A 22189-nucleotide genomic window follows, 5' to 3' on the forward strand; every position below is an offset into this window, starting at 1 on the left:
GGTTTGGCGAATGGCATCCTTATTTGATAAAAGAAAAGAGAAAATCATCAGCTCAGCCAAACTGCAATCCTATCAATATGAAAATCACTTAGTGGACGAATTGGTTGAACATTATAAGTCAAGGCTGCTTCGAGATACGAATTTAGAGGCGCTGACCAAGCTGTCCCAAGGTGAAATGCGTCTTAGCATTGAACAGTTTGTGAGCCAATTCATGGCAGAGGAGAAAGTGATTATTTCCCGCCATGATAAAGAGATATTAATTACAAGAATACTAGATGAATCGGTGGGTTATGGACCGCTGGAGCCTTTAATAAATGATTCATCCATTACAGAGGTCTTAATCAATGGCTTTGAAGAGGTTTATGTTGAACGCTTGGGGAAGCTGGAGCTGACGGATGTAAAATTCCGCGATGATGATCATGTAAGACATATTGTTGACCGAATCGTAGCTCCAATCGGGAGAAGAATTGATGAAAGCTCTCCAATGGTTGATGCCAGGCTGCCGGACGGAAGCCGTGTCAATGCCGTAATACCGCCAATAAGTCTGAATGGCACATTGGTATCGATCCGTAAGTTCCGGAAAGAGCCGTTTACAATGGATGATCTATTAAACTTCAATGCTCTTAATTCTGCTATGTCCCAATTTTTAGATGGTGTTGTAAAGGCAAAAATGAATACGTTAATTTCCGGAGGTACGGGAAGCGGAAAAACCACGATCCTAAACGTATTAGCAGCATCAATCCCGCATGGAGAGAGAGTTGTAACCATTGAGGATTCAGCCGAATTAAGGCTGAACCGCCCAAATGTAGCTGGTCTTGAAGCACGTCCGGCCAATGTGGAAGGAAGCGGAGAGGTAAGTATTCGTCAGCTTGTGAAAAACGCACTCCGGATGAGACCGGATCGTATTATTGTCGGTGAGGTCAGAAGCGGTGAGGCTTTCGACATGCTCCAGGCAATGAACACGGGACATGAAGGCTCGCTAACGACTGTACACGCCAATTCACCGGATGACGCTTTAAGAAGGGTAGAAGCAATGGTTGTTATGGCCGGAATGGAGCTGCCAAGTCATATTGTCCGGGAATATATTGTCGGTGCACTCGATATCATTATTCAAGCAACCCGACTAACTGATGGAACTAGAAAAATTATCTCTATTTCTGAAGTGGTGGAAGAGCAGAATGGTTCACATTCTGTAAAAGAAATATTCCATTTTAAAAGAACAGGCATGTCATCAGATGGAGCAATTGAAGGCTTTTATACACCGACAGGTTACATTCCAGCATCACTTGATAAGTTAAAGGTCTTTGGAATAAACATCCCTGAATCTTCCTTTACACCTGTTTATGAGGAGGTGAAATAATGGCCGAGTTTTTTCTATCCATGTTTGCCGCTCTTATGTTGATTATCTCCATCTATTTCATACTCGATTACCGGATGAAAAAACGGGAATGGCGCAAGGATGTTCATGAATTTTACAACGATGGAGTGAAGAGAAAAAGTGTTATTGTTCTGCTCGGCACGAAGTTTGATCAAACGGAAACAGCGCAGCCGATCTATGAAAAGCTTCGCAGTGCCAATATTCCTTTAACACCGTCTGAATACCTTGGAGCACATGTTGTTATTTTTATGGGAATTATTATCGCCTTGCAGAACTTCTTCGGCATTGGGTTTCCAGTCAATCTTCTTGTTGCTGCATTAGTGCTTGAAGGAGGCAAAAGGCTGCTGTTTTTAATACGAAAAAATTATATGAAGCAGCGTATTGTTGAGCAGCTTCCTGAGATTTGCAGAACATTGGCCAACTCCAGCCGGTCAGGTATGACATTGACGCAAGGAATTAACCTCGTTGCACAGGAAGTGAGTGAGCCAGCTAAAAGTGAATTTCGCAGACTGGCTCAGGAGCTGTCACTCGGAATCGATTTTAATGCAGGTCTTAAAGCAATGGAGAAACGCATTGACAGCAGAGAGTTTCAGCTCTTTGTCGCAACTATGCTGATCCAAAAGAAGGCTGGAGGCAATCTCTACGCTGTTCTTGATGAAATGAGTCAGACGCTGGAAGATCGAAAAATCCTGCAGCAGGAGATCAAAACAATGACAGCTGAACAGAGATATGTTTCTTATATTGTTCCGGTGATTCCTATATTCCTAGTGTTAATGATGAATAATGTCATCGATGGATTTTTAGATCCGTTATTTTCTGGATTGGGACTCTTCCTGCTCGCATTTTTCGTAGCTGGAACCGTACTAACGTTCATTCTAGTCCGAAAAGTGACGAATATTAGGGTGTGAAAAGATGGATGGATTAATCCTTATTATTGTTAGCTTATGTTTAATCTTTGTTGCCCTTTCTTTAAGAAGTTTTTATAAATATCTCATCTCTAAAGAGAGACTTAAAGAAGAAATAAAAGAGAAAACATTTATCTATAATTCTTTTGAAAAAAAGATTACAAGAAAAGAAAAAATGATCTCAAAAATGCTGCAATATGCTGATGACTTTTCTGGCATTGGTCAGAGAATCAATTTCTTTAGTGAAAATGAAGAAATAAAAAAGCAGCTAATGCAGGCTGGCTTTCCATATGGATTGACAGTAGAACGATTTCAAGGTTTGAAAATCTTTTTACTTATTATTGGTGTTATTGCAGGTGGAGTATCACTTGTACTCCGACTGCCCTTTGCGGAGGTTTCGGTCATCCTGCTGCCTGTAGCCGCCTATATGCTGACGATACTTTGGCTTAAGAAAAAGGCAAAGCAGCGCCAGGCGGAGCTTTCCTATCAGCTTCCGGATTTTCTCGATACGATGAGTGTAACTCTGCAGGCAGGTGTCGGCTTAGATCAAGCTCTTAGAGATATCGTTCCTTACTTTGAAGGACCTGTTAAAGATGAATTTGGTCGATTTATACAAGAAACAGATGTAGGAGTGCCAAGAGCTGATGCCTATCGAGAACTCTTAAAGCGTAATGAAAGCAGAGAGTTCCAGATGCTGATTAAATCATTAATCCAAGGTGAACGACTAGGTGTTCCGATTTCTAAGACCTTTAAACAGCAATCCGAAGAAATGCGCAAGATCAAGAAGGAAAAAATTAAAGAGGAGGCAGCAAAAGCCTCGCCGAAAGTCACCTTGATTACCACTTTTATTGTTATGCCGTCTGCCATCATTTTAATTGGCGGCCTGATGGCTATCAATATGTTTAAAGATAGCAGTAATTTATTCAACTTATTTAACTAAAAAAGGAGAGATTTACAATGAAAAACATGATGATTAAAGCATGGACAAAAGTTATGAATCCAGTGAAGAACGAAAAAGGAGCACAATCACTTGAGTGGTTAGGAATTGCAGCTCTACTTATTCTTGTATTAGGGATTGTTTCAACAGCGGTTAGTGATCAGAGTGAAGGAATTGGATCCATCATCTCAGGAATTATTGATCAGATTTCACAAATGGTAGGCGGCTGATTCGTCACATACAAACTGGCGTCTTGCCTGAGACGGCAGGACGCTCTCTTTGCTTAAGTTTTATAGAAATAAACGTTTTGAAACTCTAGGGGTATTCTTATTTGTAAGGTGGTTAAAAAATTGACATATACCAAAAGGACCCTTCCCATTCTCATAATCTTTATCCTTTTTTTGGCTGCCTGCAGCAACAATCAAGATGAGCCAGATCAGGTTAATTCCGACAATGATGATGCGCAAGTTTCTGCTAATGCAGAAGATGACGAGAAAGATGATGCATCAAATAAGTCTGATGAAGAAGAACCTGAATTAGATATTGAACCTCTTCCTGAAACATATGAAGAGTTAGCTGCAAAGCCAGTCGGTGAACATCATGATTTCACATTTAATTTAAATGATGAAGATATTCAAAGAATGCTAGATACATTCAATGACCTTCCGGAACTGCCAGAAGATGCATCGAATGAAGAGTTAGATTATTACTACCAAGAGCTTCTGAAAAAGGTTCAGCAAGAATACAAAGGTCCAGAAGAAGCGATTAAACAGTTGCGTTTTCAGTCTATAGGAAATCCAGAGCAGGCAGATTCAAGATATCAGTTTAAAGAGAATCTAAATGTTGAAATTCTTCTGGATGCTTCGGGGAGTATGGCAGCAGAGGTGAATGGAGATGTAAAGATGGACGCAGCTAAAGAATCAATTCTGCAGTTTGTTGAGTCACTTCCTGATGATGCAAAAGTAGGTATTAGAGTTTATGGTCATGAAGGAAGCAGCAAAGAAGCTGATAAGCCATTATCATGCAGCAGCAGTGAGATTATTTATCCGATTTCATCTTATGAGAAATCCTCATTTCAAACAGCTTTAGATGGAGTTACTCCAAGTGGATGGACACCAATCGAATTAGCGTTAACTGAAGCACAGAAAGATCTATCAGAGTTTGATGGAGCAAATAACACAAATATTGTTTATTTGGTCAGTGATGGTGTTTCTACATGTGAAGACCAGCCAGTAGAGGCGGCAAAGCAGCTATACGATTCAAATATTGAACCAATTGTGAATGTCATTGGGTTCGATGTTGATAATGAAGGTCAAAATCAGCTTAGAGAAATTGCTGATGTGACGGAGGGTATTTACACTTATGCTGCTGATGGAAATGAGTTAAGCGATGAGCTTGCGAAAGTAAGTGATTTGGCAGAGACATGGGAAAAGTGGAAAGAGCAGGGTGAGCAAAGCCTTGATTACAAAAGGGTGAATAATAGTCTTGATATATTTGTGTATATCACTGAGGAAAAATCCAAAACAACAAGAGAGAAATCCATTATAAATCTTATTGTTTCACAGATGGCGCAAAATGAAAAAATAAGCAATGAAGCAAGAGATTACTTACAGCAGAAAAACACGGAATATCATGATTGGATCAGAGAAGAAATTGATCAGTTTAATGAGGAGCTCAAAGCCTTAAACGAAAAAAGCTATAGTGAAGCATTACAAACACTAGAGGAAAAATATCAGACTAATGCTCAATAAGTGAGGTGAGTATTTTTGGGAGAAAGAGTGTTTAATCGTGTTGCAGCATTGCTTATGATTGGTGTACTCATCTTTTGGAGTGCCTTTCCGGCAGTTGCAGGAGCAGCTGGCTTTATCTCACCTGGAACGCCGATTTCACCAGGGAAAAGCATTTCTCCAGGTAAGCCAATTTCAGGAGGGACTTTTATTATTCCCGGTAAGGCATATGATCCAGGAGATCCAGTAAATGGTGGAAATGCTGGTGGAGTATCAGGGCAGCCTATTTTACCGGGTTCACCACTTAATCTGGGGTCATTTATGATCCCGAATGCACCTCCAGCACCGCCAAGTTCATTTTATTGGCAGGGAAACCCAATTAACGCTGGTAATGCCGTTCAAGGTGGCAACGCCATTGCAGGAGGCGACCCAGCGAACGGTGGCGACGCGGCGAATGGCGGAAATGCAGCCAACGGAGGCGACGCAGCGAACGGCGGAAATGCCGCTAACGGAGGCAACGCAGTAAATGGCGGAAATGCCGCTAACGGTGGCGATGCCGCAAATGGCGGAAATGCCGCTAACGGAGGCAACGCGGCGAACGGCGGAAATGCCGCTAACGGAGGCGATGCAGCGAATGGCGGAGATGCCGCTAACGGAGGCGACGCAGCGAATGGCGGGGATGCCGCTAACGGAGGCGACGCAGCGAATGGTGGAAATGCAGCCAATGGTGGCGACGCAGCGAATGGCGGAAATGCCGCTAATGGTGGCGACGCAGCGAATGGCGGAAATGGTGCTAATGGTAACGCAGGTAATGGCGGAAACGCGCCAATGGGGAATTCTTCTGATGCAGGTGATGTTCCTCCTTGGTATAATGTCATATTTAAATCAACTGATGGCTCTAAAGGAATTTTTAGTCATGTGACTGGAGCGATTGGTGACTTTAAATCATTTGGCTTAGGTTTTCTGAATCGGGATGTAGCTGGTGCAGTATTATCTATGGCTGCTGGATTTAAATATGCTCCGATTCCGGGAACTTCTAACTATGCGATCTATGGGAAAAATGGCTATAACAATAGCTTGCTTGATAATTTATATCAGAGATATAAAAATTACACCTTTAATGGGGAAGAGAGAAATCTCGGACCAAACTCAAGAAGAATTAGTGAAACAAGACTGAATGCTTTTTTGGATAGCAAAAAACTGAGACCGACTGATAGAGGCTTTTGGAGCCATGTTGGAAATTCAGTCAAAAATTCGATTAAAAACAGCTGGAGCCCGTTCAGCAGCAAAGTTTTCAATCCAAAAAACTGGCTGAGCACAAGTGTGTTTAATAAAGATTTCTTTGCCAAGAGCAATATGCTAAAGCTGAGCGGTCCTGTCGGTTATATTACTACAGCTGCGAGCAGTGTATTTGATTATGGCTGGGGATCTAAGAGTGATATCGGTCTTGCTTCTACCAACTTTGCTGCCGATTTAACTACAGATGTGGCTGTTGGTGTTGTATCAACTGGTATTGGAAGTGTGGCTTCCAGTATGGCAGCTGGTGCAGTCGCTGGATCGGTTGTCCCAGGACTTGGAACAATTGTTGGAGCAGGAGCTGGTTTACTGGCAGGTATAGGAACCACTTATTTAATTAATGGAACAGCTACCGGCCGAAAGGTAAAGAAAGCTGTTTCAGATGGAATTAAAAAAGCCTACGATTGGGTTGGCGGTGGCTTGAAGAAACTGGGTGGTTTATTTGGTTAAAGATGTAGAGAGAACAGCAAAGAAATTCTTTGATGGAAATGGCATGTATTTATTAGGCTCAAACCTCTTAATGGGGACTATTTTGAGCCTAATCCCCTCGGGGTCACTTAATATCTTTTTGTTATTCATGCTGATTACAGCGATTGAGACTGTGATCGCCTGGACTTGGTGGAAGAAGGATATGGAGATTGTCCGGTTTAATTCCTTAACAGCTTTTTTACTCGTAGCTACTTTGGGATTATTTGCGGTGTTCCCTTTATTCCGTTTAACAGAGGGCGTACCATTTTGGCTAATCTTGATCGCATACTTGCTTGTAGTCGCATATGCGCTTTATAGGAAAGAAGTTATTTTTCAAGCCTTCTATAATCCGCAGAAGTCCAAATTATATCTTGGTGTCATGCTTGTGCTGGTGATCTTTTTGATTGTTGGGGCTTTCTCCTTCCGATATGGCCAGGAGATGGTTATTTTAGCGAGCATGAATGATCATTCGGGCGCCTTTTTTGTTGCAACATTTGCTTATTTGCTGGGTTTATTACTGACTTTTGTGTCAACAGCATTATTAAAAAAGCCAGCTGAATTAAAATAGGTGCTATTAAAATCAAAACCTGGAAAAGGAGTCGTGTTTAAGGCGTAATCGAGACACGAAACACTAAAACTTGGGAATTGGAGTGGTGTTTAAGCCGTAATCGAGACACGAAACACCAAAAATTGGGAATTGGAGTCGTGTTTAAGGCGTAATCGAGACATGAAACCTAAAACTTGGAAAAGGGAGTCGTGTTTAAGGCGTAATCGAGACACGAAACACCAAAACCTGTGAATTGGAGTGGTGTTTAAGGCGTAATCGAGACATGAAACACCAACACCTGGGAATTGGAGTCATGTTTAAGGCGTAATCGAGACACGAAACACAAAAGCCTGGAAAAGGGAGTCGTGTTTAAGGCGGAATCGAGACACGAAACGCCAAAACTTGGGAATTGGAGTCATGTTTAAGGCGTAATCGAGACACGAAACACTAAAACTTGGAAATTCGAGTCATGTTTAAGCCGTAATCACGCCACAAAAAGCCAGTAACTGGAAAAGAGAGTCGTGTTTAAGCGGTAATCACGCCTCGAAACACCATAAAATGGAAAAAAAGGAGTCATATTTAAATCGTAATAAGCTGCAATAATTAGGTGCAGCCAGCTGTTAGGTGAAAATTTCTTTGAATACGGGGGTGTAAGAGATGTTTAGTTTCTCCGGTTTTTTAAAAACGTTAGGCATTGTTTTACTTGTGTTTATCGCCCTTTCCTTTGTTTTGGGTTTCGTGGGACTTAATCATATGGGAGCTTTGCTGGCTATAATGTATTTCTTTTGTTATCTGTTAGCCGGAGTATTGGCACCTATGTGGAATAAAAAAACGCCGTATTTTGCAAGTTTTATGCTAAGTGTCACGTTAACAGTTTTAAACTTAGTTGCCGCAATCTATTTGCTGGATGTTATGGTTTTGGCTGACCCAGCCGAAATCAACAGCAGTCTGGTTTACAACACAGCATTGTCACTGCTGGCAACATTCGTAACGGTAAAAATAATGGAGAAGAGAGGGGGAGAAACCTATGCTTAGAGATGTAGCGGACCTATACAATCGAAATATCATCAATATACTGCTGATATGTTTAATCTTAGTTGTGCCAATTACGTTCTTTAACTATGCTGCGATTGTTTACATAATGAATTTAAATACACTGGAATATGCAAACATTCCTGCTTTAGCATTATGGGTTTTAAACTTCACTATTTTATTCCCTCCCTTTTTTCTCATAGCTAAAATGGATCGAACTGAACAAGAGGTGAATTTAAAGCAAATTCTGTCTTTTTTTATCATGAAATTCGGATTTGTGGCTGCCATTACGATTGTATTTTTCGCAATTGGAATGTTCGGATCCCTACTCCTCTTTATTCCAAGTTTAATAGCAGTGCTGATTATTCTACTTTTTCCATTATATGCGGATCGCGAAAGTATTAAGGATGCGATGCAAGGGGTTTGGGAGATTATTAAAAGAGAGCATATATTTTTATTTATCGATGTTCTCATTATTGTTTCCTTGAATGTGCTCGTTTGGTCAGGATCGTTATACTTGCTTGGAGGCTTTGAGAATAACACACTGGTCTTTATTGTTCTTCGTGCCTTAATTAATTCACTCATTTTTCCGGTAGTATATTTCTATTTAACGTTTAAATATCGAAAAGATTTTGCGTAAAGAAGGTGAAGAAAATGACAGAAACAGAACAAACAGAAACCGGGTTTAAACAAGTGCATGTTGCGTTAGTTGTATTATTTTCAATTTTAACTCTAGGTGTGTATTTAGCCTACTGGTTCTTAAGCAGACGCCACGCCATAAGAGAGTATGAAGGTTCTGGGTATATCCCGTTTAAGTGGTGGGGAGTCTTTCTTGTTCTTCTCTCATTATCCTTTTTATATAAGTTTATTGGTCCAATTTTTCTGACACCATATGGAGTAGCCCTTTTTGATTCAATTGATATGATATTTTCCTATTATTTCTTAGGAATACTCTATTATTCTGTCTTTCGTTTAAAAACAATTATAGAAGATGCATATGAGGAAAAATTATTTGCCTCTTGGCTTCTTGTATTATTTCATGTTTGGTATATCCAGTATAAATTGAACAGGTTAGGGGACGTTGATATCAATGAAAAAGCTCTTGCGCCCCAAATGGCAAAATGAGGATGGGGCAATTAGTTTAGAATTCTTAGGGATTTTGCCGTTTTTCTTTCTATTCTTCTTGCTCCTTTGGCAAGTGGTTGGCACAGGTTATGCAGTCTTCACCGCTAAAACGGCAGCGAATGACGCCGCGAAGACCTATGCAGCTACCAATGATCTTCAGGAAGCAATTCAAACAGCGCAGGAATCAATTGGATCCAGCAGTGTTTTATCCTATAAAAATCTGATTCGAGAATATTCGAGTAATGGTGATTTCAAGCTTGTTCTATACGCAGAGCACAAATTAAGCTTTGTACCGGATCGGTGGAGGGAGCAGGCAACCTTCGAACTGGATGAAGAAGCATTTGGAAAGGTTTTGTATACAGAATGAAGTGGCTGAATAATGAAAGAGGAAATGCCGCGATTTTCATGCTGTGGCTCCTTGGGATCGTGGCAATCATATTTGTCCTGACGATTAATATAGTAAAAGTCTATATTGTAAAAGAGCATAGCAGTCTTTCCGCAGAGCAGGCCGCTTTAGCAGGAACGGCAGTACTCATAGAAAATACAGCACAAGCCATTGAGAACTATGAAAGAAATCCGAACTACTTGTTAATAAGAGAATTGCATGAAAATGAATTAGCAGATGGAAAGCCGATCTCCGCCTTAATTGAAGAGAAAAAGAATGAATATGTAAACAGCGGCCGTGATGAGTCGGCTGCCTATATTGAAGCGGCAAACGATATTTTGACAAAAAGCAGGTTAAATTGGAATGGTTTTTTAAAACAAGAATTAAGAAGAGAATTATCAGAAACGAAAGCTGGGGCAGAAGCTTTAGTTCGTTCCGCTGTCATGAATGTTATTAACAGTAATCATGCCAGAACAGAGGACACAGTGATCTCATTTTCTCTTGATAAATGGCGTGTTGAGGTGGAATCAACGGTTCGATTTGAATCTGTTTCGGATAATAAGTATATTTCCAGATTTATAGAAGATATTCCGCAAAAAGGGTATGGACCAACTCTTGCTTATATGGAAAATGTATATGCAAGCGGCATGAGCTTCCCAGAAATCCCTGAAGAAGAATCAGAATAAGATCAAACGGAAGAACTGACCTTTATTTGCAGCAGGTTCAGTTCTTTTTTCGCATTCAGTGTCCATTCTATTAGCAGATCGATAAACAGTCTGGCTGCTTTTTAAGTAAAATAGAGGTGTTTATAATGAACTTAGGAGCATATCGTGAGGATCCGCTCGCTGATAATATCATCTATCTATGGATCTTACCAAGTTTAGCGATTTTAGGTTTTATGTTCTATCCAGAAGCAGAGCCCATTGCCGTGTTTATTGGCAGTGCAGTGATCTTTTTGATGATTGTATTATCAGTTCTGATGAAGATAAAAAAGTGGCATTATTATTTAGGGTTTAGAGGATTGGCTACAGTAATTTATCTTGACCTTACTTCTGTGTTTATGGCTTTGACGATCATAAGAGCCGGCGGTGGCGTCGTGATTTCAAGCATTTTGCTCGTGATGTTAATCTTAACCATTTTTATTGCACTTAGATTCCCGAATTTTGTCCTAACAGAAGCAAATGAACCTCGTACGAAGATTGGGAAGACGATTGTTTCCTTTGCCTATTTGGGAAGCGCGGCGGCTGCGGCGATTGGGTATTGGTCTGTAAATGGTTTCGGGGCAAGCCTTGTATTAACTATTGTGTTTGTTTTGTTTCTTATTGTGATTGCTTTAGCTCACGCAAGTTTTCGTTTGACATTGAAACGGTCAGAGTAAAAGCAGGAGTTTATATTATAGAATTTTAATCTTCTATAATATAACTGTTGGTGCAGCAGCTTAATCAAAGAGATAAACTTTGAAAAAAGTAGGTCATTTAATGAAAAAAAGAACTTTACTAATCATTTCAATTATTTATAACGCGGTTATTTGGCTTGGGATTATGCTCCCTCTTTATTTCGAGGAAAAAGCAAATGGCGAAATATCCAGAGAATCAGCTCTATATATAGCCTTTCCTACAATTCCGTTTATGATAATTGGTGTTATTATGACTGGGGTAGCTATATCTCCTAATAGGAATGGCGATGATAGGGTGAATAAAAAGTCTGTATTGTTTGGAATCGTATTGACGATTGGATTCCTGGGATATCGAGTGGGGATGTCATTCATTAATGATTAAATTAAATCTGTGTAAATAAGGTGCGGAAGAATTTATAATTTCGAACATATTATCTTATGGATTAGGGATGGCGGTGATTAATTCATCTTTTATAAAAGAGACCTTTGTGAAAGCGAGGTTATTAAATGACAAAACGAACTTTATTAATCTTATCAATTTTATATAATCTTGCAATCTATGGGATCTCCCTTGGAGGACTTTACCTAGAGGAACAAAAAGAAGGAAAAATGACTGGGGATATGTTCCTTTTACATGTTGGTGTTGCATTTCCTTTTATGATCATTGGTCTCATTATGATCGGAACCGCGGTGTCACCTGATGCTGAAGGGAAAAAGAGGGTAAACAGAAGGTCTGTTATTTTTGGGATTGTGCTGGGAATTGGGTTTATATCCTATCGATTAGGAATGTCTTTAATTGGAGAATAGACTAAGTTTTTCACCATGCCAGCCTGCTAATCATTTAGTTCACGTGATAAAACCGGGATTGGTTAATTTTACCCAGAAACCTTTCTACTGAAATTCCGTAAACATACATAAGAAATAAGCGCAAAGGGAGGAAAAACATGATTAAAAAAGCACCATGGTTATTCATGCTCTTTTTATCGGCGTGTTTGCTTCTTTTAGCTGGCTGTGCTGATAAAACTGATAGCACTAATAACCAAGAAGAAGAGGAGACAGAGAAGACTGATCAATATGACCAGTTAGCACAAGAGAAAAATGAGGAACTGGAGCTCGAACCGCTTGAGCTAACTTCTTATAGCGAAGAAGTAGGAGCGAAAATTGCCGAGCCTGCATATAAGCATTTTGCTGCAAACGGCAAGGTAACCGTTGAAGGCACAATTGAAAAGCATGCTGAGTTGAAGTCAGACTACGTTTGGATAAAAATTTATGCAGACGAGGAAGGCCCTGCGGGTGATAAGCATGAGTATTATGCACCGATTGCTGATGGGGAATTTAAACAGGATGTTCGCTTCTTTAACGGTGAAGGAGAGTATCGCGTCGAGGTTCAGGTGCCGAGTATGGATCGTGATAACTATTATTATGATACAGCTAAATTTACAGTTGAAAATGTGAATCCAGATATGAATAGGGATATCAGCTATACGCCATTTGGATTTGAAGCCGGATTGAACCTTGAAGGAGACACAAGTTATTTGCAGGAAGATGAGATATTCTCCTTAAAAGGAGCAGTGACGGAATTAACGGATGATGACACCTTAATGCTTGTGCTGCGGAAAGACAGCGAGACATGGAAGCATGTAATCCCGCTCGATGGCGGCGAGTTTTCATATGACGTTCCTCTTTTCTATGGAGCAGGCCTTCACGAGCTTGAAGTGCTTGTGCCAGATGAAGAGCGGGAAAATTATTACCAAACGGCAACAACGCTTTTAATAGATAACGAGTCAGATCAAATAATGGAGCCAATTGAATACTCAAAGACATATATGGAGCGTGGAGTAACTCTTGATTTTCCTCAATATGGAGGAGAAGAAACAGATGGAGTCTATGAGGTAAAAGGAACGATTGACCCTAACGCAGAATTTGGTCCTGAAACAGATCATATCTATATCACAACCAAAAAAGGGGAAGATGAAGCATTGGATGTCATACCTGTTGAGGATTACCAATTTAATGATTCCTTTCATCTAAGATTTGGTCCGGGCACATATGAAGTGACGGTGAGTGTTCCTGAGATAAAAGAGGAGAATAGTGACTATTTCCGATACTTTGGCTTCGCGAAGTTCCATGTTGATTCCACTGCACCAGATGAGCGGGATCTTCTGCCATCAAGAGGTGTGCAGTCCGATGACCCGCAAATCATCAGCTTGGCAGAGGAAGTAACCGGCGGCAGTGCTGGTGAGCGGGAAAAAGTAAAAGCTGTCTATGAATATGTAGCTAAAAATATTGCATATGATGTTGAAAAATATGAAACAGATAATTTTAATTGGGATGACAGTGCATTGAAAGTTCTGGATCTAAAAAAAGGCGTTTGTCAGGATTATGCGTATTTAGCGATCGCCATGCTGCGTGCTGCTGATATTGAAGCTAGATTTATAGAAGGTAAGGCGAAAGGAAGCGGCATATTGCCTGGCAATCATGCATGGGTAGAAGCGAAGGTGGATGGAAACTGGCTGACAATGGATCCGACATGGGGTTCTGGCTATGTGGACGATGGCGTTTTTACAGCAAAATACAATGAAGACTATTTTGACCCAAATCCAGATGAGTTTGCTAAGACGCATACTCGCACTGGTGTAGCATATTAGATTAGTAGTTTGCGGACTGACCTATGAGGGCAGTCCGCATTGTTATAGATAAGCTATTTTTTGTTTAAGGAAAAAATTACTGATCTTTTTTAGGGACAATATAAGGTAGAGTAAAAGAGTTGAATCATAGACAAAGATTAGTCTGAAGAAAAAGACCCAGAATTTTCTTCCCACCTTCAAGACTGTTTCGCAAGCAGTTTTTTCCCAGTTCCTGTTATAATAAAGAAGTGTTATTTCAACTGATTATTCACAACGTTTTGAATTTACAACAGGACTTTGTTCATTTAGGTAGAATTTATTAGGTAGAGGATTCATTTCGACAATTTTCCTTGCTGAGGTGAGGACTAGGAGGTAATTATGGGGAGAGAAAATATGCATCCAGCCATTGAGCGGGTGCTCAAGAATATAGAGAAGGTTATTATTGGAAAACGTCAGGTTGCAGAGCTTAGTCTTGTTGCACTGCTGGCGGAAGGTCATGTATTGCTCGAGGATGTTCCAGGTGTGGGAAAGACCATGATGGTTAGAACGCTGGCGAAATCAGTAGGAGCGCAATTTCGCAGAATTCAATTTACACCAGACCTTCTTCCGTCTGATGTGACAGGTGTTTCTATTTATAATCCAAAAGAAATGGAATTTCAATTCCGTCCAGGTCCAATTATGGGGAATATTATTTTGGCTGATGAAATTAACCGTACTTCTCCCAAGACACAATCCGCATTGCTGGAAGGTTTGGAGGAAGGCAGTGTCACGATTGATGGTGTTACACATCGTTTAGAGAAACCTTTCTTTGTTATGGCTACACAGAACCCAATTGAATATGAAGGAACCTATCCGCTTCCAGAAGCACAGCTGGACCGTTTTTTATTAAAAATGAAAATGGGATACCCTGATGCAGCCGAAGAGCTTGAGGTGCTGAATAGTGTTCAAAGGCTTTCACCACTTGAGGAATTAGAGCCGGCAATTGATTTGGCGGAGCTAAAGGACTTGCAAATGCAGGTGAAAGAAGTGCATGTAGATGAAACGATTAAAAGATATATCGTTGAAATTGCTGAACGGACTAGAAGTCATGGAAATGTCTATCTTGGGGTAAGTCCCCGCGGATCCATCGCATTAATGAAGGCTGCTCAGGCGTATGCCTTCTTAAATGGAAGAGACTTTGTGCTGCCGGACGATATTCAATATTTAGCTCCAGCTGTTTTTGAGCATCGGTTAATACTTAAATCTGAAGCGAAATTTGAAGGGATAACATCGGGGGATGTCATTGATCGTATTCTTGCCAGGACTCCTGTTCCAGTTCAAAGGGCTGTGAAATAAATGAAGCAATCTCTTAAGGTATTAAAGGGTGTTTGGAAATTAGTTGTGCTCTTTTTCTTGATCATCCTTACATTTTCATATGCCATGTTTCAAGGCGGGTTTGTCAGCTGGTTTTTATTTTACAGCTTCCTGCCTTTTGCCTTGTATGGGTTATTCCTCGTTTTCTATCCATTTCAGCGGATTGAAGCCGTGCGTTCATTATCGAAACACGAGTTTAATGCAGGTGAACAGCTGAAGGTATCGATTGAGCTTGAAAGATCTATTCAGTTTCCGCTTTTCTTTCTTGTGGTTGAAGATTGTATCGATGAAAAGTTAAATCAGTTTGGAATGGTCAATAAATCAAAAACGCTCATGTTCCCTGGCTTTCAAAAAAAATTATCTTATGAATATGTGCTTGAAAGTCTGCCAAGAGGCGAGCATATTATTCCTGCTATTCGGTTGAAAACAGGGGATCCGCTCGGTTTAATTGAAAAAGAGATCATTGTCAAAACAGAAGCCAGATTTGTTGTTTATCCATCTTATGAAGAACTAATTTATAAACCTTTTGAAAATCATTACGATCAAGGAATGACTGCTTCAAGAGAGCGTGTGCAGAGAGATACATCGATGGCGATTGGCATTAGAGAATATCAGCCGGGTGATCGTTTTTCCTGGATAAATTGGAAGGCGACGGCAAAACGCAATGATATTATGACAAAGGAATTTGAGCAGCGCCAATCTCATGATGTTTATATTATGATGGACTGTTCGCCGCATCGTTCCTTTGAAGCAATTGTATCGTTTTCGGCCTCTATTATGAGAGCCATTTTGCGCAAAGGTGCTCAAGTTGGCTTTTTGACTTCTTCGGCTGATCGGGCTGCTTTTCCGATTCGCGGAGGAGAGACGCAGCAGCAGCAGCTCTTTTATCATCTTGCGAAACTGAGAGACGAGAGCGCTGTGTCGTTTGATCGTGTATTGGAAACTGAAAAATTTCTCGCACAGCAAAACTTCAATTTAATGCTTGTGACAGGGGAGTTAACAAAGGCATTAATTGAGAAAGCTGGTTACTTCTCTTCCCGCAAAGGAATCGTAACGATTTTCTTAATAAAAGGAAAAAATGATTCTTCGACAGAATTGGAGCTTGCTTTGAAGTCTGAAAGCTCGGCGAGAGGTATTCGTGTTGTGATGATTCATGACGGCAACTTCTCCGAAGCTTTTTCGGAGGTGAGAAAAGCTTGAAAATACGTGATGTGAAAAGAGATTTAACGACACTGATCTTATACACAATTGGATTTCTGCTGCTGTGGGAATGGTTAAGGCCAGTTGAACAGCTGACAGACACCTCAAATATATGGCTATTTATAATGTTTGCAGGAGTATCGTTACTATTAGCCTACTTAGGTACACCGATTATATTGAGCGGTATTGTTAAGATCGTATTTATTTTATATGCCCTTCACTTTTTATATGGAGAAGGTTCGTTTCTGTCGCTCTCATGGGCAGGTTCGTTTTTGGAGGATATCTTCACTAATTCCGAGACGATCCTTAACCGGGATTGGCCAGGTCTTACAAATCATTTTCGCAGTCTGTTATTTTTTGTGCTTTTGTGGCTGATGACCTATCTGGTTCATTATTGGCTGATGAACAGAAGGCAAATCTTTATTTTCTTCTTTATGACGATGATCTATATCACCGTTTTAGATACGTTTACACCGTATGAAGCGGATATGGCGATCGTTCGAACCATCATTTTAGGATTCGCTGCCATGGGGATCTTAACCTACTATCGATACCTGGAAAAGGAAGGGGTAAAAGCCTCTCTTCATTTCTCGCGCAAGTGGATGCTCCCGCTTGCCATTATGATCGCTTTAAGTGTTGGGGTTGGACTAGCTGCTCCAAAGGCCGATCCTATTTGGCCAGATCCTGTGCCGTTTATTCAATCGTATAGCGAGGATAGCGGAGGTCCTGGTCCTGGAATTAAAAAGATTGGATATGGAGAAAATGATTCTCAGCTAGGCGGGCCGTTTATTGGTGATGACACACTAGTGATGAGAACGGAAATGCAATCACGTCATTATTGGAAGATCGAAACGAAGGATATTTATACTGGAAAAGGCTGGATACGGTCGGAAGATGATGAAGGTGAAGTGTTCTTTGGGGCAGATGAGATCGTGCCTATTCCAGAGCTTACAGAAGATGTGACTTCTGAAAAGACAGAAAGAACCAGCTCTGTTTTAAATGTTATGAATTATGATCATATTGCTTACCCGCTAGGTGTTCAAACGATTACAACGAATCCTGAGCTGACCTATTCACTTGATTCAGAAATTGAAAAAATCAGCACCCAAAATCAAACAGGCAGAAGTACACCAGCAGCGGAATATGAGGTCACATATCAATCCTCTCAATATAGTGTGACAACACTTCAGTCATCAAATAGGGAAACAGAGCTCCCGGCTGAGATAATCGAAAGATACACACAGTTGCCGGAAAGTCTGCCGCAGCGTGTCCGAGATCTAGCTGTTGAGATCACACAGGATGAGGACAATTGGTTTGATATGGCTCGTGAACTGGAGTCCTATTTTAATAGCTCTGGTTTTACCTATGACCAGCAAAATGTGGCAGTTCCTGGAGAAGATGAAGATTATGTTGATCAATTTTTATTTGATACAAAAATTGGATATTGTGATAACTTTTCAACTGCTATGGTCGTGCTTGCAAGATCTCTTGACATGCCTGCCCGCTGGGTGAAGGGTTTTACAGAAGGAGACTATATAGAAGGATCAGGCAGCGGCGTGAGTGTATATGAAGTGACAAATAATAATGCCCATTCCTGGGTGGAAATCTTCTTCCCTGAAGTTGGATGGGTACCATTTGAGCCTACACAAGGCTTCACTAATAATATACAGTACAACTTCGATACAGAAACAGATACACCAGCACAGCAGCCTGAGACTCCAGAGCAGGCTGAAACTCCTGAGCTTGAGGAGGATGTGACAGAAACAGCATCGAATTCAGAAGGATTTTCTATGACAACAATGTGGAATTCATTTAAAAGCTTTGTCGACAGAAATACTTTATGGATTATTCTGGGGATACTAATCGCTGCCGCCATAGGATGGGTTCTCTATCTGAAAAGAGGACGCTGGCTTCCTCGTTATTATGTCTGGAAATTGAAAAACAACAGCAGCAATCAAGATTTTACAAAGGCATATTTTATCCTTCTTAAAGAGCTGGAACGCTATGGCCTAAAGCGTAAGGAAGGACAGACTTTAAGAGACTATGCTGCATATATTGATCAATTCTTTTCTTCCAATGAAATGGGTGAGCTTACCTCTAACTATGAGCTTTTATTATACAGAGGCAAGCTTGATGAAGATAGTTTCAAAAAGACGAAGGAATTGTGGGAAAATTTAATTAAAAAGACAATGGCTTGACCGTAAAAATAACCTGTTGTTAAAATAGGTTAAGTGAAAAAAATGATTTAATAACATTGGTTCAAAATTAAATATAGCAACCCTTCATATATCCTCGATAATATGGTTCGAAAGTCTCTACCGGATCGCCGTAAATGATCTGACTATGAAGGCAGTAATTCTCTTTAGCATATAAAGCCGGAATTCTGCCTTCAGTTTTTTTGAAGAGCAGAATTGCGGTTTTTTCTTTTTATCGAAAATGACTGGTGCTATAAATTGAACCAATGAACAACCATATAGGTCTTAACACTACTTGAAGAGGTGAACAGCGTGACGGGGAAAACAGAATTGCAAAACCAAGAAATGATCATTGTGCTGGATTTCGGCAGTCAATATAACCAGCTCATTACACGCCGTATTAGAGAATTAGGTGTATATAGTGAATTGCATCCTCACACGATTACAGCTGAGGAAATCCAAAAAATAAATCCAAAGGGCATCATCTTTTCCGGCGGTCCAAACAGTGTGTATGGCGAAGGTTCTTTCCGCTGTGATGAACGTATTTTTGATCTTGGTTTACCGATCTTTGGTATTTGCTATGGTATGCAGCTGATGACTATGCACTTTGGCGGTAAAGTTGAACAGGCAAAGCATCGTGAGTATGGCAAAGCTGTCTTAAATGTACAAAATGAATCAAAGCTATTTGCTGATCTGCCAAGTGAACAAGTAGTTTGGATGAGCCATGGAGATCTTGTTGTAGAAGCTCCACCAGGATTTACTGTTGATGGCACAAATCCATCTTGTCCAATTGCAGCAATGAGCAATGAAGAAAAAGGATTATATGCCGTACAATTCCACCCAGAGGTTCGCCATTCTGTACACGGAAATGATATGCTGAAGAACTTTGTCTTTAATGTTTGCGACTGTACTGGTGATTGGTCCATGGAGAATTTCATTGAAATTGAGATGGAGAAAATTCGTCAAGCTGTTGGCGATAAAAAAGTGCTCTGCGCTTTAAGCGGCGGAGTAGATTCATCCGTTGTTGCCGTTCTTATTCATAAGGCAATTGGTGATCAGCTGACATGTATCTTTGTTGACCATGGTCTTCTTCGCAAAGGCGAGGCGGATAGTGTAATGAAGACTTTTGCAGATGGCTTCAATATGAATGTCATTAAGGTTGATGCGAAAGAAAGATTTTTAAGCAAGCTGAAAGGTGTCAGCGATCCAGAGCAAAAACGTAAAATCATCGGCAACGAATTCATTTATGTATTTGATGATGAAGCGGTTAAGCTTGAAGGAATTGACTTTTTAGCTCAAGGGACGTTATATACAGATATTATTGAAAGCGGCACAGCTACTGCGCAAACGATTAAGTCTCACCACAATGTGGGCGGTCTGCCAGAAGACATGCAGTTCAAATTAATTGAACCTTTAAACACACTATTTAAAGATGAAGTGCGTGCACTGGGGACTGAGCTTGGCATTTCCGATGAAGTGGTTTGGAGACAGCCTTTCCCAGGACCAGGTCTGGGAATCCGTGTTCTAGGTGAAATTTCTGAAGAAAAGCTTGAAATCGTAAGAGAATCTGATGCGATTTTAAGAGAAGAAATTAAAAAAGCTGGACTTGATCGTGATATTTGGCAATACTTCACTGTGCTTCCGGACATTCGCAGTGTCGGAGTAATGGGAGACGCAAGAACGTACGATTATACAATTGGAATTCGTGCTGTTACATCCATTGATGGCATGACATCTGACTGGGCTCGTATTCCATGGGATGTGCTTGAATTGATTTCCACTAGAATTGTAAACGAGGTAAATCATATTAACCGTGTTGTATATGATATCACTAGTAAGCCGCCTGCGACGATTGAGTGGGAATAACTGCAAAATACGAACGTTTTAAAAAAACGAACATGAAAATGTTCGTTTTTTATTGACTCAAAAGTCCTATACTGCTAAAATAAAAAAGAATTAAATATTTGTCGTAATACGTCGTATAATTTTGGGGATATGGCCCAAGAGTTTCTACCAAGCTGCCGTAAATAGCTGGACTACGAGGTAAGTGTTATGCACAGTTTCGGGTATGATCAGCTATTATTCTTTATTCTTATTAGCCCGCAGCTTTCATAATCTCGCCTTAAAGTCTTAGCTCCGGTTGCTTGCCGGAGCTTTTTTGTTTTTAAAAAAGAGATTCATAGGAGGAGAAACAATGAAGAAGTATTTCCAGTTCGAAGAGCTTGGAACAAACTATCGCCGTGAAATTCTTGGCGGTCTGACTACGTTCTTATCAATGGCTTATATTTTAGCTGTAAATCCATTTACATTATCACTTGGGGATGTGCCAGATCTGCCAGAATCAATGAGAATGGACCAAGGTGCTGTTTTTGTAGCAACTGCGCTTGCTGCAGCAATTGGATCATTAATAATGGGGCTGCTTGCCAGATACCCAGTTGCGCTTGCACCAGGTATGGGCTTAAATGCATTCTTTGCTTATACGGTTGTCCTGACTATGGGGATTCCTTGGGAGCATGCATTAGGCGGAGTAATGATCTCTGGTCTGATATTTATTGTTTTATCTTTATCAGGTATTCGGGAAAAAATCATCAATGCCATTCCTGCTGAGCTTAAATATGCAGTTTCTGCAGGTATCGGTTTGTTTATTACCTTTGTTGGTGCTCAAAATGCAAATATTATCGTGAATGATGATGCTGTTTTATTAGGCTTTGGTGATTTAAGTGATGGCAATGTCTTGCTTGCAATATTCGGTATTGTGATTACAGTTATATTAATGACAAGAGGAGTTAAAGGCGGAATCTTTATCGGAATGGTGATCACTGCGGTCGCTGGGATGATTTTTGGATTGGTTGGGAAACCTGACGCAATTGTTGGCAGTATTCCTGACGTTAGCCCAACATTCGGAGCTGCTTTTAGTGCTTTTGGTGATAGTTCATTCTTTTCAACACAAATGCTGGTAGTGATCTTAACGTTCTTGTTTGTTGATTTCTTTGACACTGCAGGTACATTAGTTGGGGTAGCCAACCAAGCGGGATTAATGAAGGATAACAAACTTCCTCGTGCAGGAAAAGCGCTTCTTGCTGACTCGACAGCAACGGTTGCTGGAGCAGTGCTTGGAACATCAACGACTACTTCATATATTGAATCAACTGCTGGTGTTGCAGCTGGAGCTAGAACTGGTTTAGCTGCTGTTGTTACAGGTGTGTTATTTTTAATTGCATTGTTCTTCTCGCCGCTTCTATCGGTGGTTACTTCTGCGGTAACAGCACCTGCTTTAATTATTGTTGGGGTTCTTATGGTAGCTTCATTAGGAAAGATTGATTGGACAAAATTTGAAATTGCAGTTCCTGCCTTTTTAACGATTTTGGCAATGCCTTTAACATATAGTATTGCAACTGGTATTGCGATCGGGTTTATCTTCTATCCGATTACGATGATTGTAAAAGGTAAGATAAAAGAAATCCATCCAATCATGTACTTCTTATTCGTTGTATTTGTTCTATATTTTATTTTCTTAAAATAATAATGGCTGGAGACCTGTCGTGTAATGGCAGGTCTCTTTTTAAATGATTGACTTGTAAATTACAATTGACTTCATATTGATGCTCTTATAACATA

Annotated in this window: 21 protein-coding genes and 2 riboswitches; all 21 genes read left to right on the forward strand. The window is 40.4% G+C overall.

Going from position 1 to position 22189, the window contains the following annotated elements:
• Positions 1–10 precede the first annotated feature (10 nt).
• The 21 genes from J1899_RS02485 to J1899_RS02585 all read left to right on the forward strand — a co-directional run bounded on the left by J1899_RS02485 (position 11) and on the right by J1899_RS02585 (position 22094).
• Complete coding sequence (locus J1899_RS02485; protein WP_214477329.1) at positions 11–1360, forward strand: TadA family conjugal transfer-associated ATPase; 1350 nt, start codon at positions 11–13, stop codon at positions 1358–1360.
• Positions 1360–2286 (forward strand): type II secretion system F family protein, encoded by a 927-nt coding sequence (locus tag J1899_RS02490; protein WP_066450460.1) that lies wholly within the window; start codon positions 1360–1362, stop codon positions 2284–2286. The genes J1899_RS02485 and J1899_RS02490 overlap by 1 nt, the downstream gene beginning before the upstream one ends.
• Before the next feature lie 4 nt (positions 2287–2290).
• The gene (locus tag J1899_RS02495; protein ID WP_214477331.1) at positions 2291–3223 is read left to right on the forward strand and encodes a type II secretion system F family protein; all 933 of its coding nucleotides are present in this window, start codon (positions 2291–2293) and stop codon (positions 3221–3223) included.
• A gap of 17 nt (positions 3224–3240) precedes the next feature.
• Complete coding sequence (locus tag J1899_RS02500; protein ID WP_066450454.1) at positions 3241–3450, forward strand: hypothetical protein; 210 nt, start codon at positions 3241–3243, stop codon at positions 3448–3450.
• Positions 3451–3570: 120 nt separating this feature from the next.
• The gene (locus J1899_RS02505) at positions 3571–4971 is read left to right on the forward strand and encodes a vWA domain-containing protein (protein ID WP_246586560.1); all 1401 of its coding nucleotides are present in this window, start codon (positions 3571–3573) and stop codon (positions 4969–4971) included.
• Between the two features lie 15 nt (positions 4972–4986).
• Complete coding sequence (locus J1899_RS02510) at positions 4987–6693, forward strand: hypothetical protein (RefSeq protein WP_214477333.1); 1707 nt, start codon at positions 4987–4989, stop codon at positions 6691–6693.
• A complete protein-coding gene (locus J1899_RS02515) occupies positions 6686–7279 on the forward strand; it encodes a hypothetical protein (protein WP_066450444.1) in 594 nt (197 codons plus the stop codon). Before J1899_RS02510 ends, J1899_RS02515 begins: the two co-directional genes overlap by 8 nt.
• A 636-nt stretch (positions 7280–7915) precedes the next feature.
• Positions 7916–8293: a hypothetical protein gene (locus tag J1899_RS02520; RefSeq protein ID WP_214477335.1), complete on the forward strand. Its 378-nt coding sequence runs from the start codon at positions 7916–7918 to the stop codon at positions 8291–8293.
• Entirely contained in the window at positions 8286–8930 is a 645-nt protein-coding gene (locus tag J1899_RS02525; RefSeq protein WP_066450440.1) for a hypothetical protein, read from the forward strand. Before J1899_RS02520 ends, J1899_RS02525 begins: the two co-directional genes overlap by 8 nt.
• Before the next feature lie 14 nt (positions 8931–8944).
• Complete coding sequence (locus J1899_RS02530) at positions 8945–9415, forward strand: hypothetical protein (protein WP_066450438.1); 471 nt, start codon at positions 8945–8947, stop codon at positions 9413–9415.
• Complete coding sequence (locus J1899_RS02535; RefSeq protein ID WP_214477337.1) at positions 9381–9782, forward strand: pilus assembly protein; 402 nt, start codon at positions 9381–9383, stop codon at positions 9780–9782. The genes J1899_RS02530 and J1899_RS02535 overlap by 35 nt, the downstream gene beginning before the upstream one ends.
• On the forward strand, positions 9779–10486 hold the full coding sequence (locus J1899_RS02540) for a hypothetical protein (RefSeq protein ID WP_214477339.1): 708 nt from the start codon (positions 9779–9781) through the stop codon (positions 10484–10486). Before J1899_RS02535 ends, J1899_RS02540 begins: the two co-directional genes overlap by 4 nt.
• 125 nt (positions 10487–10611) lie before the next feature.
• The gene (locus J1899_RS02545) at positions 10612–11178 is read left to right on the forward strand and encodes a hypothetical protein (protein ID WP_214477341.1); all 567 of its coding nucleotides are present in this window, start codon (positions 10612–10614) and stop codon (positions 11176–11178) included.
• 100 nt (positions 11179–11278) lie between these two features.
• The gene (locus J1899_RS02550) at positions 11279–11578 is read left to right on the forward strand and encodes a hypothetical protein (RefSeq protein WP_066450423.1); all 300 of its coding nucleotides are present in this window, start codon (positions 11279–11281) and stop codon (positions 11576–11578) included.
• 125 nt (positions 11579–11703) lie between these two features.
• Complete coding sequence (locus J1899_RS02555) at positions 11704–12003, forward strand: hypothetical protein (RefSeq protein WP_214477343.1); 300 nt, start codon at positions 11704–11706, stop codon at positions 12001–12003.
• 137 nt (positions 12004–12140) lie between these two features.
• A complete protein-coding gene (locus J1899_RS02560) occupies positions 12141–13844 on the forward strand; it encodes a transglutaminase domain-containing protein (protein ID WP_214477345.1) in 1704 nt (567 codons plus the stop codon).
• A 357-nt stretch (positions 13845–14201) separates the two neighbouring features.
• Entirely contained in the window at positions 14202–15158 is a 957-nt protein-coding gene (locus tag J1899_RS02565; protein ID WP_066450420.1) for an AAA family ATPase, read from the forward strand.
• Positions 15159–16376, forward strand: a complete 1218-nt coding sequence (locus J1899_RS02570) for a DUF58 domain-containing protein (protein ID WP_214477347.1) — start codon at positions 15159–15161, stop codon at positions 16374–16376.
• Entirely contained in the window at positions 16373–18574 is a 2202-nt protein-coding gene (locus tag J1899_RS02575) for a transglutaminase TgpA family protein (protein WP_214477349.1), read from the forward strand. Before J1899_RS02570 ends, J1899_RS02575 begins: the two co-directional genes overlap by 4 nt.
• A 64-nt stretch (positions 18575–18638) precedes the next feature.
• A riboswitch (purine riboswitch) is annotated at positions 18639–18740 on the forward strand.
• A gap of 176 nt (positions 18741–18916) precedes the next feature.
• A complete protein-coding gene (gene guaA / locus J1899_RS02580) occupies positions 18917–20437 on the forward strand; it encodes a glutamine-hydrolyzing GMP synthase (protein WP_180320301.1) in 1521 nt (506 codons plus the stop codon).
• Positions 20438–20528: 91 nt separating this feature from the next.
• Positions 20529–20630, forward strand: a riboswitch (purine riboswitch).
• 135 nt (positions 20631–20765) lie between these two features.
• Positions 20766–22094 (forward strand): NCS2 family permease, encoded by a 1329-nt coding sequence (locus J1899_RS02585; RefSeq protein WP_066450399.1) that lies wholly within the window; start codon positions 20766–20768, stop codon positions 22092–22094.
• Positions 22095–22189: the final 95 nt, after the last annotated feature.

Source organism: Cytobacillus gottheilii, from assembly GCF_018582665.1.
GTDB classification, from domain to species: Bacteria; Bacillota; Bacilli; order Bacillales; family Cytobacillaceae; genus Cytobacillus; species Cytobacillus gottheilii.